This window comes from Sphingomonas sp. GW821-FHT12D09, from assembly GCF_058807215.1.
Map to the genome: position 1 here is coordinate 1,198,911 of NZ_JBXAQL010000001.1, position 16,524 is coordinate 1,215,434.

Genomic DNA, 16,524 nt, shown 5'->3' on the forward strand with positions numbered 1-16,524 from the left:
AGCCCGTGCTAGGGCGCTGAACCATGGGGATCATCGTCGCGATCGAGGGCGCCGACGGCGTCGGCAAGAACACCACTTCGCGGCTGCTCTGCGAGACGCTGCAGGCTGCCGGCAAGACGGCCACCGTGATCGGCTTCCCGCGCTATGGCGAGACCGTGGCGGGCGTAACGATCGGCCGCTATCTGGCCGGCGACATGCCCGTGCCGGTGCGCCCGCATGCCGCCGCGACGCTATACGCGCTCGACCGGTTCGAATGGCGTGACCAGGTCCTGGCGGCGATGGGCGCGCACGATGTGCTGATCTTCGACCGCTATGTCGCCTCGAACATGGCCTATCAGGGCGCGCGCGTGCCGGTGGAGGAGAGCCGCGCGCTGATGGAATGGATCCTGGCGCTCGAGACCGGCCAGTTCGCCCTGCCCGTCCCGGCCCTGTCCATCTATCTCGACACGCCCTGGGATCTTGCGCGCGCGCTGATCCTGCAAAAGGCCGAGCGCAGCTACACGAGCAAGAGCTTCGACGAATATGAAGCCGATGTCGCGCTCCAGCAGCGCGTGCGCGCCAATTACGAGTCGATCGTGCGCGCGGGGCTGCTCGGGCCGTGGCAGATGGTGCATGCGAGCACCGATGGGGCGATGCGCCCACCCGCTGATATCGTCGGGGATATCCTGGGCCATATCGCGAAGCTGCCGGAATAGCACCGGAAAGGGACGGTGACCGGCTTGACAGCCCACCCCGCGACGCAGCATGGTAGCGCTATCAAAGCACAAGATTTGGGGCGAGAGGATTTGAAAGCGTCTCCGGCGGAAATGCTGCCTGTCGATGATGAGCAAGCAATACTGATTGGCCGCGTCCTGACTGGAAGCGGTCCCAGCCCCGTAATCCTGCGCGGCGGCCGGATCTACGACGTCTCCGCGACCGCCGCGACGGTCTCCGACCTGCTCGACCTTGCCGATCCGGCAAGTGCGGGAGGTACCGATATCGGCGCCGTGTCCGAACTTGGTAGCGATACCGGTCCTGCCCTTCTCGCGCCCGTGGACCTGCAATGCGTCAAGGCATGCGGCGTGACCTTCGCACTCTCCGCGATCGAGCGGGTGATCGAGGAGCGCGCACGCGGCGACGCCGACAAGGCTTCCGAAATCCGCGGCGATCTGGAAGCCAAGGTCGGATCGGGCATCCGTTCGGTCGTCCCCGGCACGCCCGAGGCGGCGAACCTCAAGGCCGCGCTGATCGAGGCGGGCATGTGGTCGCAATATCTCGAGGTCGCGATCGGGCCGGATGCCGAGGTGTTCACCAAGGCGCCGGTGCTTTCGGCCGTCGGCTGGGGCGCGGATATCGGCGTGCGTTCGGACAGCGACTGGAACAATCCCGAGCCCGAAGTGGTGCTGGTCGTCGACCGGAACGGCACCCCCAGGGGGGCGACGCTGGGCAACGACGTCAACCTGCGTGACTTCGAGGGGCGCAGCGCGCTGCTGCTAGGCAAGGCCAAGGACAACAACGCCTCGACCGCGCTGGGGCCGTTCATCCGCCTGTTCGACGATCATTTCACGATGGACGACGTCCGTTCGGCGCAGGTCGATCTCGTCATCGAGGGGCCCGAGGGCTACCGGCTCGAAGGCGCCAACAAGATGAGCCAGATCAGCCGCGATCCCACCGAGCTGGTCCGCCAGACGCTGAGCGAGCACCAGTATCCGGACGGCTTCGCGCTGTTCCTCGGCACGCTGTTCGCCCCGATCCAGGACCGCGACCATCCCGGCCGCGGCTTCACCCACAAGGACGGCGATGTCGTGCGCATCTCGAGCCCCAAGCTCGGCGCCCTCGTCAACCGCGTCACCACGTCCAAGGCCGCCGCGCCCTGGACCTTCGGCATTCGCGAGCTGATGCGCAATCTGGCGGGCCGCGGCCTGTTATGAGCGCTTCGCTCGGACCCGTTAATCGCTTTTCCAAGGTACTCCATTCTCATGTCGGAAGCTGATCCCATGCACCTGCCGCTCACGCGCGACCAGCGTGCCGTCTATCCGAGCCTGAAGGGCAAGCGGGTGCTGATCACCGGCGGCGGTTCGGGCATCGGCGCGGGGTTGGTGGAAGGCTTTGTCCGCCAGGGTGCCGACGTGACCTTTTTCGACATCGTCGATGCGGATTCGCAGGCGCTGGTGGAGAGCCTGTCGGGCGCGCCCCAGCCGCCGGTCTATCTGCATTGCGACCTGACCGACATCGGCAGCGCCAAGCTCAGGATCGCCAAGCTGATCGAGGATCACGGCGCGTTCGACGTGCTGGTCAACAACGCCGCCAATGACGACCGCCACACCATCGAGGAAGTGACGGAAGACTATTGGGAAAACCGTATCGGGGTGAACCTGAAGCATCTGTTCTTCTGCACCCAGGCAGTGATCCCGGGGATGAAGGCCAAGGGCGCCGGCGTGATCATCAACATGGGCTCGATCTCCTGGCACCTGGCGCTCGAGGAACTGACGCTCTACCAGACCGCCAAGGCCGGCATCGAGGGACTGACCCGCAGCTTCGCCCGCGAGCTGGGGCCCGACAATATCCGCTCGGTCTGCATCGTGCCCGGCAATGTGAAGACCCCGCGCCAGATGAAGTGGTACACGCCCGAGGGAGAGGCCGAGATCGTCAAGGCCCAGTGCCTGAAGGGCCGGCTGGTGCCCGATGACATCGCAGCGATGGCGCTGTTCCTGGCATCGGACGACGCGCGGCTGGTGACGGGCCACGAGTTCTTCGTCGACGCGGGCTGGAGGTAAGCCGGTGGGCGTGGTGACGTCGGCGCCGGTCAGCGTCTGGTCGCTCGCCGCGCCGCTGCTCGAAGGACCGGTGTGGGTGGCGCGCGACGCTGCCCTGTGGTTCGTCGATATCAAGAGCCACAAGGTCCACCGCTACGATCCCGCCAGCGGCGACAAAAGCAGCTGGGACGCACCGGCGCAGGTCGGCTTCGTGCTGCCGGCGGAGAGCGGCGGGTTCATCGCTGGCCTGCAGACGGGCCTGGCCCGCTTCGATCCCGCTGATGACAGCTTCACGCCCCTGGTCGATCCCGAGCCGCATCTCCCCGGCAACCGGCTGAACGACGGCACCGTCGATCCCCAGGGCCGGCTATGGCTGGGCACGATGGACGATAGCGAAGTCGCGGACAGCGGCGCGATCTACCGGCTGGCCGGGGACGGCAGCTGCCGCGCCTCGACCCCGCCCTGCTCGATCACCAACGGCCCCGCAGTGAGCCCTGACGGGCGGACCCTCTACCATATCGATACGCTGGGCGGGGTGATCTACGCCTGCGAGCTGGGCGCGGATGGCGCACTGGCCAACCGGCGCGTGTTCGCCCGCATCCCCAACGCGGAAGGCTATCCCGACGGGCCGACGGTGGACGCCGAGGGGTGTCTGTGGGTGGGACTCTACAAGGGTTCGGCGGTGCGTCGCTATTCACCGGCGGGTGACTTGCTCGAGACGGTGCCCTTCCCCGTCGATGCCATCACCAAGATCGCCTTTGGCGGGCCGGACCTGAAGACGGTCTATGCGACCACCGCCAACAAGCACCTTTCCCCCGAGGAGAAGGCGGCGAACCCGACCGCGGGCGACCTGTTCCGCTTCGAGGTTTCGGTGCCGGGCGTGGCGGGAGCGCTGATCCGCGAGGGCTGCTAGCGATACGCCGCCAGCGCGATAACCTCCACCGCAGCACGCGCCCGCTCCCAGTCGCGGTCGCTGCTCAGGCGCATCCCCGAGAAGCGCCCGCTCGCAGCGCCGGCCAGCACGAGTTGCTGGACCGCGGCGACCAGCACGGCGTTGGCGGCGGTGGCATCCACCCCCTCCCGGGGCATGAGATTGCCGCGCTCGCGGTGGATCCAGGCGGCCATCGCCTTCGCACGCGCAGTGGCGAAGCTTTGGGCGAGAGGCGAGTCCTCGGCGACTTCCCAGGCGAGGATGCGCTGCGCGAGGCGATTGGCGCGGAGCGCTTCGAGATACTCGACCGCCAGCCTGGCCATCAGTTCAGGATAGGTGGAGGATTCGAGCGCATCCGGGCGGGCCGACAGCGCCTTGTCGAGCCAGGCGGCCATCTCCACGCCAATCGCCTCGGCCAGTCCGTCGAGCCCACCAAAATAGCGGTAGATCAACTGCTTGTCGCAGCCGGCCGCCCGGGCGATCGCGTTGACGCCCCAGGCGGCGAAACCCTTGTCGGCCAGCACCTGGCGCGCGGCGGCGAGGATCGACTCCTGGGTGCGGCCGCGATTGCGGCTCTTCTCTTCCGTCATGCCTGTCAGCCTTGTCACCGGCCAGTGATGATGTTCACCGACTGGTGACATATACCCGATCACCGCTCGGTGACAAAGGGTCGGCAAGTGGACGGTCCGGACGGCGAAATTGGCGAGGTTCAGGCGGGTGCGCGGTGGTTTTCGTACGCTGGTGTTCGCTATCCAGGAGAGCGTCGGACCGAGTCGATCCCAGCACCAGCGGACGCCTTGGTCGCGGATGTTCACGCGCCTGCGCCGCCGGGCCGCATTTTCCCTCCCAGAGGCGCCGCGCACCTCCGCGTCCGGACGTTCCCTACCTTTCAAAGAGCCATTTACTGCTAGCAGAATCCGGGCCTGTAGGACAGCGGTATATAGTAAATAATATTGACTATATAGATTATTGACTGTAAACGTACGATATGAACAATATCCCCGCCCCCCTGCTCGAGATTGCCCTGCCCGCGCTGCTGCGGCACGCGCGTCATACCTATGGCGGCGCGATGCGGGCGGCACTTGCGGCGCGGGGCTATGACGATATCCCGGGCAATGGCCTCTATGTGATCGGCGCGCTGGCGCTGGGCGAGGCGCCGCTTAGCCAGATCATCCGCGAGCTGCGGGTTAGCAAGCAGGCAGCGGGGCAGCTGGTCGATGCGCTGGTGCTGCGCGGCTATCTCGACCGGCAGGTCGACCCCAGCGACCGCCGCAGGCTGACCGTGACGCTCACCGGGCGCGGACGCGCCGCCGCCGATACCCAGATCGCCGCGCGCGAGGCGATCGATGCCGAACTGGCCGCGCGGGTGGGCGAAGCGAAGATCCTCCACGCCCGCGAAGTGCTCGCCACCCTGATCGATATCGGCCGCGGGGCCGAGGACGCCCCGGACTAGTTCCCTCCCCTTCCGAGCAAGAAAGGCACGCCGGCATGCGCCTGTCGACGAAGCACCGTGCACATCTAAGCGAGGCGTTCCGCTGGACGCCGACCGAGACGTTGACGCTCCGGACACTTGCATTGGCGGCTTTCGCCATGGGGGTGCCGGTGCTTGCCGGCTTCGTGCTGGGCAAGCCCGCCATGGGCCTGGTGATCGGCCTGGGATCGATGCTGCTCGCCAATGAAGCGCCCGGGCAGGCGGAGAGCGGCCATGGGCTGGCGGCGGTCGGGCCGGCGTTACTCGCGGTACCCGTCGCGCTGCTGCTGGCGCGCATGCCCTGGGGCGATGCGGCGATGGTGGCGCTGAGCATCGCCGCCTCGACGCTGGTCAACTGGAGCCGGCCCGTGGCCGGCGGCGCGATCCGGTTCATTATCTTCCTGATCCTGAACCTCGGGCTGGCAACGTCGGGGAGCGGCGGTGCGCATCGCGGCGGGGCGGCGCTGCTGTTCGGGCTCGGCGCGCTGTGGCGCGCGGTGTTACGGCGATTGTTCGGAAGGCCGCACGCTCCTGCCCCCGCCGAGGCGCCGCGGGCGCGGGTGGTGACGCCCCGGCAGCGGCGGAGTCACTTTCGGCGCACGATGCGTACGCTTGCGGGCTGGCAGTATCCGATCCGGCTCGGCTTCGGGCTCACCGCTGCGGTGTTGTTGCGCGACCTCTGGCCCGAACGGCATTTCGGCTGGGTGGTGCTGACCATCGCGCTGCTCACCCCGCGCGCGCTCGAGCATCTGCCGGTGCAGATCACCCAGCGCGTGGCCGGCACGCTGGGCGGTGTCGCGCTGGCGGGGCTGATCCTGCATTTGGCGCCGGGGCATGTTCTGCTGGCGGCGTGCGTGCTGCTGCTGGGCGTGGCGGCACCGCTGGCGCGAGCCGGAAACTATGCGCTCTATTGCTTGCTCTCGACGCCGGTGATCCTGCTGGCGATGGATGCCGGAGCAGAGGGGACCGACGGGCTGCTGGTCGACCGGCTGATCGCTACGCTGGGCGGGGCGGCGGTGATCCTGGTGGCGAATTTTGGGATGGATTGGTGGCTGGGGCGGAACGTACGCAGTTAACCCCCACCGTCATCCCTGCGAAAGCCGGGACCCAGGGTCAAGCAGGACCGCCTAGGAAGAGTAACCCTGGGCCCCGGCTTTCGCCGGGGTGACGTATTAGAGCGAAGGCGCCAGCACGGTGACGTTGACGTCGATCCGCCAGCGATATCCCAGCCGCTCGTACAGCGCGATTGCGGACGCATTGTCCGCGTACGCATGCAGGAAGGGCCGATCGCCCTCAGCGACGATGCGGGCGGCGACGGTGCGCATCAGCTTGCCGGCGAGACCGTGCCCGCGGAAATCGGGGTGGGTGCAGACCCCGCTCACTTCGGTGTACCCATGTGTCCGCATGCGCTCGCCGGCCATGGCGATCAGCCTCCCCTCGCTGCGGACGCCGATGAAGCGGCCGAGCTGGTGGGTGCGGGCGAAGAAGGGGCCCGGCTCGGTGAGGGTGGCGAGCGCCAGCATCTCCGGGGCATCCGCGTCGCCAAGGATCTCGAAGGCGAAGTCGGGATCGGCGGGCAGTGGGGTCTCCGCGAACATCTGCACGCCCATCCGGTGCTTCTGGACGCTTGTGTTCGGGATCGGCGGCAGCGGGTTCTTCTCGAGTATGATCGCCGGGCCGGTGGCGGCGACCAGGCGGCCGAGCATTTCCAGCGCGGCATCGTCATGACCGTCCGCGGTGGCGAAGATCGCATAGTCGGGATCGTAGCGCAGCGCCGATCCCCCGCCGCGCGCGAGGTGCTTCTGGCTGGTGGCGAGCGCGGCCCAGGCCGGGTTGTCGAGCGGATGCGACATGCTGCTCTCATGCCCCTCGCCGCGCCCGATGAAAGCCGTCCGTTCCGTACGCGGTACATGGCTTACGCGCTGTTAACCGTCGCGCGGCCATGATCGCGCGCGAACGTTTCGGGGGATAGCGTGCAAGAGATTTCGAGCATCTGGATCGGGACCGACCTGACCGACGATGGCTTTGCCGACCTGGCCGAGGAGCTGGTGGCGAAGGAGGATGTGACCCTGTTGCCCAATGTCATGCTGCTCGCCGAGCGGCATGCCGGCTTCTGGGAGAGCGCGCGCGGGCAACTGGTGCTTGCGGCGATCCTGGGCCAGCTGGTCGATGCGCTGGACGGCGGCGACGTGGTGCCGGTGTTGGGCGCGATCAACGCCTGCCCGCCCCGGCTGGCGCAACAGCTTCTCGACCTGCTTACCGCGGCGCTGCCCGAAGGCGCGCTGGGAACGCCGGCGGAGCTGGACGACGCCATCGTCTATTGCACCGCGATCCTGGCGGGCCAGAGCGGCCAGCGCGCGGCGGTGGCGACCTTCCTCGACCAGGCGCGGCCCGGCCGCGTCGAAAGCTTCTTCGGGCCGCCCGCCGCGGCGATTGCCGCGCATTACGCGCCGGCGGCGGAAAAGGCCGAGCGGTTCAAGGCCAAGCTGATCGTCTGGGACCTGGACGATACGCTGTGGCACGGCACGCTGGCCGATGGCGACGTGCCGGTGCTGATCGAGAAGCGGGCGGAGTTCGTCCGCGCCTTCAACCGGCACGGCGTTGTCTCGGCGATCTGCTCGAAGAACGAACTGGCCAAGGCCAAAGCGGCGCTGGAGGGCTTTGGGCTGTGGGACGAGTTCGTCTTCCCGCGTGTCGCCTTCGTGCCCAAGGGCGCAGTGATCCGGCAGATGATCGCGGACATGCAGCTGCGACCCGAAAACGTCCTCTTCATCGACGATAACGGGCATAATCTGCGCGAAGTCATGGATGCGGTGCCGGGGATCCGCGTGATCGACGCGACCACGCCCGAATGCGACGCGCTGCTCGAGCAATTGCTCATCGAGAACGCCCATGTCGCCAAGAGCCGCGTGGCCGATTATCGTCTGCTCGAGACCAAGGTCGCCGAGCGCGAGGGCGAGCAGCTGAGCGACGAGGAGTTCCTGCTGAAGAGCGGCATCCACGCCACCTTCACCGACCGGATGGACAATCTGGAGTTCGCCGAGCGGATCGAGGAGCTGATCAACCGCTCCAACCAGCTCAACTATACCCAGAGCCGGATCGAGCCGGGCACGATCCGCGACAAGATCCAGGACATCGACCATTACGAGACGCTCTGCGCGTTCGTGTGGGACAAATACGGCTATTACGGGCTGGTCGGGGTGGCGGTGTATGCCTTCCGCACCAGGACGCTCGAGCATTTCGCCTTCTCGTGCCGGATCATGCACATGGGCGTCGAGGATGCGATGATCCGCATGCTTGCCGAGCGCGGCTACAAGCTTGGTGCCAGCCCGCAGTTCCGCAAGCCGCTGCCGCCGCAATCGGCGCGGGCGATCACGGTGCTTTCCTATGCGGAGCCCGATGTTCGCGCGCGCGTGCTGGCCGAGGAATCGCCGCGGGACTGGAGCAAGGTGGACCTGCGCATCATGGCGGACTGCCAGTCGGGCGCGTTCTTCCATTACAGCCGTCACCAGGCGGTGACAGACTTCGACAACAACCCGCGGCTGTTCAGCCTGCCGCAGATGAAGACCGGGGCGTACAAGGAGCAGCATTTCCCGCGCTATCTCGTCTATGCCGCGGCGAGCGATTACATCGACTGGCGCTGGGAGAAATACTCGCCCGTCATCGATTACGAACTCTTCCTCGAATGCGCCGGGCTGTTTGTGGATATGGTCGTGCAGGGCGGGCACAAATGCCTGCTCTTCCTGCCGCCCCAGGGGCTGGGGCTGAAGATGTACGAGCTGCACATGGGCTGCGTGCCCGAGCGCAGCCAAGTGTGGCACCCGGTGCTCAACCATTATTGGCGGGGCGTGGCGAAGCGCTGGCCCGGGGTGTTCACGCTGGTCGAGCTGGGCGAGGAACTCGCTTCGGACGAGCTGGTGCATGCGCACCACTATGTGCCGTCGGCGCTGCAGCGGATCAGCGGGATGATCGACGCCTGGTATGATGCGGAGAAGGCGGCGGAGATCGGACTGGCGGCTTAGTTCCTCAAATCCTCCCCGAGCTTGTCTCGGGGAGGAGGACCAGCCGCAGGCTGGTGGAGGGGCCGCCGACGCCAGTCGGCGGTGTGCCACCGCCGCCCCTCCACCACCCGCTTCGCGGGCGGTCCCCCTCCCCCAGCGAGCAGGGGAGGAATTATTGGCTCAATGATTGTGCCGGGGCACCTTCTCGCTGGTCTTGCGGTACTTGAGCGCGAAGTCGAGCACCCCGCCCTCGCCCAGCTGGCCGACCTTTTCGCGGTAGAGCTCTTCCCAGGGGGTGTTGCTCTCCGGGATCGGCGGGGCCGGCTCGGTCCTGCGGCGGGCGATCTCGTCCGCTTCGACCAGCGCGTCGCAGGTGCCGGCGTTCAGGTCGATGCGGATCGTGTCGCCGGTGCGCAGCCAGGCGAGGCCCCCGCCCGCAGCACTTTCGGGCGAGGCGTTGAGGATCGAGGGGCTGTCCGACGTGCCCGACTGGCGGCCGTCGCCCAAGGTCGGCAGGCTCATGATGCCCTGCTGGATCAGCGCGTCTGGCGGCTGCATGTTCACCACCTCGGCCGAGCCGGGCCAGCCGATCGGGCCCGAGCCGCGGATCACCAGGATGCAATTGGCGTCGATGGCCAGCGCCGGATCGTTGATGTTGTGGTGATAGTCGTCCGAGCCGTCGAACACGATCGCGCGGCCCTCGAACACGCCTTCGGCGCCGGGGCGGGAGAGATAGCGGGTGCGGAAATCGTCGGAGATCACGCTGGTCTTCATGATCGCCATGTCGAACAGGTTGCCCGAGAGGACGAGGAAGCCAGCCCTTTCCTTGAGCGGCTTGTCCCATTCGAAGATCACGGCGCGGTCGGACACGTGGCTGTCGGCAATGTTCTCGGCGAGGGTCTTGCCGGTGCAGGTGAGCACGCTGCCGTCTAGCGCGCCATTGGCGAGCATCTCGGTGAGGACGGCGGGGATGCCGCCGGCGCGGTGGAAGCGCTCCGACAGGAATTCGCCCGCCGGCTGCATGTTGACCACCAAAGGCAGGTCATAGCCGGTGCGCCAGTCGTCCGGGGTGATCTCGATGCCGGCGTGGCGAGCCATGGCGACGAGGTGCGGCTGGGCGTTGGTCGAGCCGCCGATCGCCGTCAGCAGCTTGATCGCGTTGAGGAAACTCTCGCGAGTCAGGATGTTCGAGGGGCGCAGGTCTTCATAGGCCATCTCGACGATGCGCTTGCCGGTCTCGTACGCCATCTGGCCACGCTCGCGGTAAGGCGCGGGGATCATCGCGCAGCCGGGCAGCGACATGCCGAGGCCCTCGGCGATGCTGTTCATCGTCGAGGCGGTGCCCATGGTGTTGCAATGGCCCGACGAGGGGGCGCTTTCCATCGCGCGCTTGAGGAACTCGGCTTCGTCGATCTCGCCCGCGGCCATCTTGCGGCGGCTGCGCCAGATCACGGTGCCCGAGCCGACCAGCTCGCCTTCGTGCCAGCCGTCGAGCATCGGCCCGCCCGAGAGGACGATCGCCGGGATGTCGACGGTGGAGGCGGCCATCAGCGACGAGGGCGTGGTCTTGTCGCAGCCGGTGGTGAGGATGACCGCGTCGATCGGATAGCCGTTGAGGATCTCGACCAGGCCGAGATAGGCCAGGTTGCGGTCGAGCGCCGCCGTCGGACGCCTGCAATTCTCGAAGATCGGGTGGAGCGGGAACTCCATCGGGATGCCGCCCGCCGCGAGGATGCCGGCGCGGGCGCGCTTGACCGTCTCGAGATGGATGCGGTTGCACGGCGCGATGTCGCTTCCGGATTGCGCAATGCCGATGATCGGCTTGCCGCTGGTCAGCTCCTCGGGCGTGATGCCGTAGTTCATGAAGCGCTCGAGATAGAGCGCCGCCATGTCGGCACGGCCGGGCGCGGCGAACCATTCGCGCGAGCGGAAGGGGCGGACGGGGGTGCGGGTCGTCATCGGTTACTCCAGGTCTAAAACGCGTCATCCCCGCGAAGGCGGGAATCCAGAGCCAAGGGCGACGTCGCTTCTGACCCTGGATCCCCACCTTCGCGGGGATGACGAAGAGCGAGAAGGAGGGTCGCCCCTCCCCTCTCTTACCCCTCCATCGCCTCCAGTTCCTTGCCCTTGGTCTCGTGGATGAACTTCTGGACGAGGAAGAAGCTGATCACCGCGCAGACGCCGTAGAAGGTGTAGGCGCCGGTGAGGCTCCACGCCGCCATTTGCGGGAAGGTCTGGGCGATGATGTAGTTGGCGGTCCACTGCGCGAAGCCGCAGACGGCCAGCGCCGAACCGCGGATCTGGTTGGGAAACATCTCGCCGAGCATCACCCACATCACCGGGCCCCAGCTGACGTTGAAGAAGATCACATAGAGATTGGCGGCGATCACTGCGATCATGCCCAGCTGCGGCGAAAGGACGAGCTTGCCGGCGGGATCGAGCGTGCCTTGGCTGAACGCGTAGACCATCACGAACAGCGTGACGGCCATGCCAGCCGAACCGATCAGCAGCAGCGGCTTGCGGCCGATCTTGTCGATCACCGCGATGGTGACGAAGCACGCGGCGATCGAGACGACGCCTGAGACGATGTTGATCAGCAGCGCGTCATTCTCGGTGAAGCCAGCGAGCTGCCACAGGGTGGCGCCATAATAGAAGATCACGTTGATGCCGACGAGCTGCTGGAACACCGCCAGCAGCAGGCCGGCCCAGACGATCGCGCGGATGCCGAGGAAGCCGCCCGGCGCGAAGATGTCCGAGAGGCGCGGACGGTGGTCGACCGAGAAGCTCGCCTGGATCTCGGCCAGCTTAAGCGCACCGTCGGTCGCGCCGAACAGATCGGTAAGGACCTTCAGCGCTTCGGGGTTGCGCTTCTTGGCGACGAGGAAGCGCGGGCTCTCCGGGATGAAGAACAGGGCGACCAGGAAGACCGCCGCCGGGATCGCCTGCATCAGGTACATCCAGCGCCACGCTTCGATCCCGCCGAGATGGTTGGTCGACGCACCCGCTGCGCGGGCGAGATAGTAGTTGACCACGAACGCGGCGGTGAGGCCGGTGATGATCATGATCTGCTGCACCGTCGTCATCCGGCCGCGGATGTTCGCGGGGGCGACTTCGGAGATGTATGCCGGGGACAGCACCGACGCCGCGCCGACCGCGATGCCGCCGATGATGCGGGCGATGACGAAGAGGGTGTGATCGTGCGCCAGGCCCTGGACGATGGCGCCGCCGAGGAAGAGGATCGCGGCCAGGCGCATCACGTTGCGACGGCCCATCGAATCGGCGAGCGTACCGGCGAAGAAGGCGCCGAACACGCAGCCGATCAGCAGCGAGCCGACGGTGAAGCCAAGTTCGGCCGCGTCGAGCGAGAAGGCGGCCTTCAGCCCCTCCTGCGTGCCGTTCACTGCACCACTGTCATAGCCGAAGAGCAGGCCGCCGATCGTCGCCACCGCGACGATGGCGCCGATCAGGCCGAAATTGGCCTTCTGCGCCGTATCATTCATCAGGTTCATCCCCTCCATTGCGCCCCGGTTCGGACGGCATTGTTAGCGGTAACGGTGACGCGATCCGGCGGGAAATGCAAGAGGTGCGCGACCTGAACGCCACAGATCGTCATGCTGAACTTGTTTCAGCATCCAACCAACCCCAAACGATACCGCCCGTGGAGATTTGGACCCTGAAACAAGTTCAGGGTGACGGATGTCGGGTATTCATGCGGCGAGCAGCCTAGCGCCAGCTCTTCTTCGCCGGTGCGGCCTTCGCGCCGACGCCCGGAGGCGGGCCCGAGGATTCGCGCAGGATCAGCTCGTGATCGAGCACCTGCTCCTCCAGCTTGTCGGTCGTGCCGGCCCGGTGGGCGCGCAGGCGGGCGAGAAGCAGGGTGAGTGCGCTCTCGGCCATGGCGGCGATCGGCTGGCGGACGGTGGTGAGCTCGGGCCACATGGTGGTGGCGAGCGAGGTGTCGTCGAAGCCGACGATACTGATGTCCTGCGGCACATGCAGCCCGCGGCGGTGCGCGACCCCGACAGCAGCCGCGGCCATGTCGTCGTTCGAGGCGAAGATCGCGGTCGGCGGCTTCTCGCGATCGAGCAGCCGCTCGGCCGCGACGATGCCCGAGCGGAAGGTGAAATAGCCCTGCTCGACCGGCATTGCCTTGACGTCGAGCCCGGCAGCTTCGATCGCCTCGACAAAGCCGCGATGGCGCTCGGCGGAGCTGGTCTGGTTCGGGTTGCCGCGGATGAAGCCGATATTGCGGTGGCCGAGATCGAGCAGATGCCGAGTCATCGCGGCGGCGGCACCGCAATCGTCGATGCGGACGTTGAGGCTGCGCTCGGGCGGCAGGCCCATCGCGACCGAGACCCAGGGGATGCCAGCGGTCTCGAGCTCGGCGCGAACGGGCGCGGCTTCGGAAAGCGGCGGCGGCAGGATCACGCCTTCGACGCTGGTCGCGGCGAACTGGCGGGTGGCCTCGGCCTGCTCGTCCGCACGCTCGCCTTCGCATGCCTCGAGCACGAGGTGGCAGCCGGCGCGGCGGGCAGCGGCCAGCGCACCGATCAGGAATTGCGAGAGATAGGCTGCGGACGGGTTCGAATAAAGCAGGCCGATCTGGGTCGCCTCCCCCGCCGCCAGGCTGCGCGCCGCGCTGTTGGGCGAGTAGTTGAGCTTCGAAATCGCTTCGAGAACCGCCTGGCGGGTCGTCTCGCGGACATTGGATCCGCCGTTGACGACGCGAGACACCGTCATCGCCGACACGCCAGCGGCGCGCGCGACATCCTGTACGGTGACCGTGCCTCGGCTTCTGCGGCTGGGTCTGCTCATCGTTTCGGGGATATGCCGCGGTTACGGTAAATGCAATCGGCAGCGCCAATTGACGGCACCAGTTGACCGTCCCGGCTTCGCGTTGATAGTGATAGCGCTAACAGAGACGGCGCCGGGCGCGCCGCGAACCCGAAGGAGAGGATCTTTGCGCAACTTCCGCCGCATCGCCGCGCTTGCCATCGCCGCCACTGCGCTGACCCCGATGCTCGCCGTTCCGGCTCAGGCCCAAAAGGCCCCGGCCGGCGCCAGGAAAGCGGATGGGCCGCTCTACAAGGATGCCGGCCAGACGGTCGATGCGCGCGTCGAGGACCTGCTTGGGCGGATGACGCTGGAGGAGAAGGTCGCGCAGCTCGTCGCGATCTGGCTGAAGAAGGGCGATATCCAGACGCCCGAGGGCGAGTTCGATCCGGCCAGGGCGAGCAAGTCCTTCCCCAACGGCCTGGGCATGATCTCGCGTCCGTCGGACCGCAAGGGCATCACCGCGGGCACGCACAATGCCGGAGCCGATGCCGCGACGCCGAACCGCGATCCCGTGGAAACCGCGACCTATATCAACGCCGCGCAGAAATGGGCGATGGAGCGCACCCGGCTCGGCATCCCGATGATCATGCACGAGGAAGCGCTGCACGGCCTCGTCGCGCCGGGGGCGACGAGCTTCCCGCAGTCGATCGCGCTGGCCTCGACCTGGGATCCGAGCCTGCTCGAGAAGGTGTTCAGCGTCGCCGCCGCCGAAGCCCGCGCGCGCGGCGCGAACCTGGTGCTCGCCCCGGTGGTCGACGTGGCGCGCGATCCGCGTTGGGGCCGCATCGAGGAGACCTATGGCGAGGACCCCTATCTCGTCTCGGAAATGGGTCTGGCGGCGATTCGCGGCTTCCAGGGCACCACGCTCCCGCTGGCCAAGGACAAGGTATTCGTCACGCTCAAGCACATGACCGGGCATGGCCAGCCGGAGAACGGCACCAATGTCGGCCCCGCCTCGCTCGGCGAGCGGACGCTGCGCGAGGACTTCTTCCCGCCGTTCGAAAAGGCAGTGACGCAGCTGCCGGTGCGCGCGGTGATGGCGAGCTATAATGAGATCGACGGCATCCCGAGCCACGCCAATAAATGGCTGCTCCACGACGTGCTGCGCGGCGAATGGGGCTTCAAGGGCACGGTGGTCAGCGACTATTTCGCGATCCGCGAGCTCGTGACGCGCCACCATATGTTCAAGGACGCAAAGGCTGCCGGCGCGCGTGCGCTCGATGCCGGCGTGGACGTCGAGACGCCGGACGGCGAAGGCTTCAACTTCCTCATCGAGCTGGTGAAGGAGGGCAAGATCAGCCAGGGCCAGATCGACAATGCGGTGCGCCGCGTGCTCGAGATGAAGTTCGAAGGCGGGCTGTTCGAGAACCCCTATGCCGATGTGAAGCTGGCCGCCAAGCGGACCAACACGCCCGAGGCGATTGCCCTCGCCCGCCAGACGGCGCGCGAGAGCGTGGTGCTGCTCAAGAATTCCAATGGACTGCTGCCGCTCGACGCGACCGGCATCAAGCGGATGGCGGTGATCGGTACCCACGCCAAGGACACCCCGATCGGCGGCTATTCGGACGTGCCGAACCATGTCGTCTCGCTACTCGAGGCGATGCAGGCCGAGGGCAAGGGCAAGTTCCAGGTCGACTATTCGGAAGGCGTGCGGCTGACCGAGGGCCGCGTCTGGGCCCAGGACGACGTGAAGCTCACCGATCTGGCGACCAACGACAGGCTGCGCGCCGATGCGGTGGCGGCGGCGAAGGACGCCGATGTCATCGTCATGGTGCTCGGCGGCAACGAGGCGCTTAGCCGCGAGGCCTGGGCGGACAATCACCTGGGCGACAGCGAGAGCCTCGACCTGCCCGGACCGCAGGACCAGCTGGCCAAGGAGATCTTCGCGCTCGGCAAGCCGGTGGTGGTGATCCTGCTCAACGGACGGCCCTATGCGGTCAACTATCTCGCCGAGAAGGCGCCGGCGCTGATCGAGGGCTGGTATCTGGGCGAGCAGACCGGCAACGCGCTGGGCGATGTGCTGTTCGGGCGATTCAATCCGGGCGGCAAGCTGCCGGTGTCGGTGGCGCGCAATGTCGGCCAGCTGCCGATCTACTACAACAAGAAGCCGAGCGCGCGGCGCGGCTATCTGTTCGGGGATACCACCCCGCTCTACCCGTTCGGCTATGGGCTTTCGTACACCAGCTTCGAAGTGGGCAAGCCGGTGCTGGGCTCCGCGACGATCGGCGTTGCGGGCAAGGTGAGCGTGAATGTCAACGTGACCAACACCGGCAAGCGCGCCGGCGACGAAGTCGTCCAGCTCTATGTCCATGACGACGAGGCGAGCGTGACCCGGCCGGTGATCGAGCTGAAGCGCTTCCAGCGCGTGACGCTGCAGCCGGGCGAGAAGAAGACGGTGCGCTTCGAGCTGACCCCGGCGGACCTGTCGCTGTGGAATGTCGAGATGAAGCGGGTGGTCGAGCCGGGAACGTTCACGATCTCGGCGGGGCCGAACTCGGTGGATCTGAAGAGCGCCACGCTGACGGTGGAGTGACGATCTTTCCCTCTCCC

13 protein-coding genes are annotated in these 16,524 nt (G+C 67.0%); 8 read left to right on the top strand and 5 right to left on the bottom strand.

Annotation, left to right across the window (positions count from 1 at the left end):
- Window positions 1–23 precede the first annotated feature (23 nt).
- From AC1RPL_RS05475 to AC1RPL_RS05490, 4 genes are all read left to right on the top strand, one after another.
- Window positions 24–695, top strand: a complete 672-nt coding sequence (locus AC1RPL_RS05475) for a nucleoside/nucleotide kinase family protein (RefSeq protein ID WP_493068241.1) — start codon at window positions 24–26, stop codon at window positions 693–695.
- Between the two features lie 111 nt (window positions 696–806).
- The gene (locus AC1RPL_RS05480) at window positions 807–1,910 is read left to right on the top strand and encodes a fumarylacetoacetate hydrolase family protein (RefSeq protein ID WP_493068242.1); all 1,104 of its coding nucleotides are present in this window, start codon (window positions 807–809) and stop codon (window positions 1,908–1,910) included.
- Window positions 1,911–1,976: 66 nt separating this feature from the next.
- On the top strand, window positions 1,977–2,756 hold the full coding sequence (gene xylB / locus AC1RPL_RS05485) for a D-xylose 1-dehydrogenase (RefSeq protein WP_493068243.1): 780 nt from the start codon (window positions 1,977–1,979) through the stop codon (window positions 2,754–2,756).
- A 10-nt stretch (window positions 2,757–2,766) separates the two neighbouring features.
- The gene (locus tag AC1RPL_RS05490; RefSeq protein ID WP_493069084.1) at window positions 2,767–3,648 is read left to right on the top strand and encodes an SMP-30/gluconolactonase/LRE family protein; all 882 of its coding nucleotides are present in this window, start codon (window positions 2,767–2,769) and stop codon (window positions 3,646–3,648) included.
- Here the strand turns inward: AC1RPL_RS05490 and AC1RPL_RS05495 are convergent.
- Window positions 3,645–4,256, bottom strand: a complete 612-nt coding sequence (locus AC1RPL_RS05495) for a TetR/AcrR family transcriptional regulator (protein WP_493068244.1) — start codon at window positions 4,254–4,256, stop codon at window positions 3,645–3,647. The two genes, AC1RPL_RS05490 and AC1RPL_RS05495, sit on opposite strands and share 4 nt — an antisense overlap.
- A gap of 398 nt (window positions 4,257–4,654) precedes the next feature.
- Here AC1RPL_RS05495 and AC1RPL_RS05500 point away from each other — a divergent pair, with 398 nt between their 5' ends.
- Together AC1RPL_RS05500 and AC1RPL_RS05505 are read left to right on the top strand one after the other, a co-directional pair.
- The gene (locus AC1RPL_RS05500; RefSeq protein WP_493068245.1) at window positions 4,655–5,119 is read left to right on the top strand and encodes a MarR family winged helix-turn-helix transcriptional regulator; all 465 of its coding nucleotides are present in this window, start codon (window positions 4,655–4,657) and stop codon (window positions 5,117–5,119) included.
- Between the two features lie 35 nt (window positions 5,120–5,154).
- Entirely contained in the window at window positions 5,155–6,213 is a 1,059-nt protein-coding gene (locus tag AC1RPL_RS05505) for an FUSC family protein (protein WP_493068246.1), read from the top strand.
- Window positions 6,214–6,309: 96 nt separating this feature from the next.
- Here AC1RPL_RS05505 and AC1RPL_RS05510 read toward each other — a convergent pair whose 3' ends face one another.
- Window positions 6,310–6,990: a GNAT family N-acetyltransferase gene (locus tag AC1RPL_RS05510; protein WP_493068247.1), complete on the bottom strand. Its 681-nt coding sequence runs from the start codon at window positions 6,988–6,990 to the stop codon at window positions 6,310–6,312.
- Between the two features lie 120 nt (window positions 6,991–7,110).
- Here AC1RPL_RS05510 and AC1RPL_RS05515 point away from each other — a divergent pair, with 120 nt between their 5' ends.
- Complete coding sequence (locus AC1RPL_RS05515) at window positions 7,111–9,159, top strand: hypothetical protein (protein WP_493068248.1); 2,049 nt, start codon at window positions 7,111–7,113, stop codon at window positions 9,157–9,159.
- A gap of 159 nt (window positions 9,160–9,318) precedes the next feature.
- On the opposite strand, the gene AC1RPL_RS05520 is transcribed toward AC1RPL_RS05515, so the two are convergent.
- The 3 genes from AC1RPL_RS05520 to AC1RPL_RS05530 form a co-directional block, all read right to left on the bottom strand.
- Window positions 9,319–11,097 (bottom strand): IlvD/Edd family dehydratase, encoded by a 1,779-nt coding sequence (locus AC1RPL_RS05520; protein WP_493068249.1) that lies wholly within the window; start codon window positions 11,095–11,097, stop codon window positions 9,319–9,321.
- 137 nt (window positions 11,098–11,234) lie between these two features.
- Entirely contained in the window at window positions 11,235–12,638 is a 1,404-nt protein-coding gene (locus AC1RPL_RS05525; protein ID WP_493069085.1) for a sugar porter family MFS transporter, read from the bottom strand.
- 223 nt (window positions 12,639–12,861) lie between these two features.
- Complete coding sequence (locus AC1RPL_RS05530) at window positions 12,862–13,953, bottom strand: LacI family DNA-binding transcriptional regulator (protein WP_493068250.1); 1,092 nt, start codon at window positions 13,951–13,953, stop codon at window positions 12,862–12,864.
- Between the two features lie 145 nt (window positions 13,954–14,098).
- On the opposite strand from AC1RPL_RS05530, the gene AC1RPL_RS05535 reads away from it, so the two are divergent.
- Window positions 14,099–16,507 carry a glycoside hydrolase family 3 N-terminal domain-containing protein gene (locus AC1RPL_RS05535; protein ID WP_493068251.1) on the top strand — a complete coding sequence of 803 codons (2,409 nt, stop codon included), beginning with the start codon at window positions 14,099–14,101 and terminating at the stop codon, window positions 16,505–16,507.
- The last annotated feature ends 17 nt before the right edge of the window (window positions 16,508–16,524 follow it).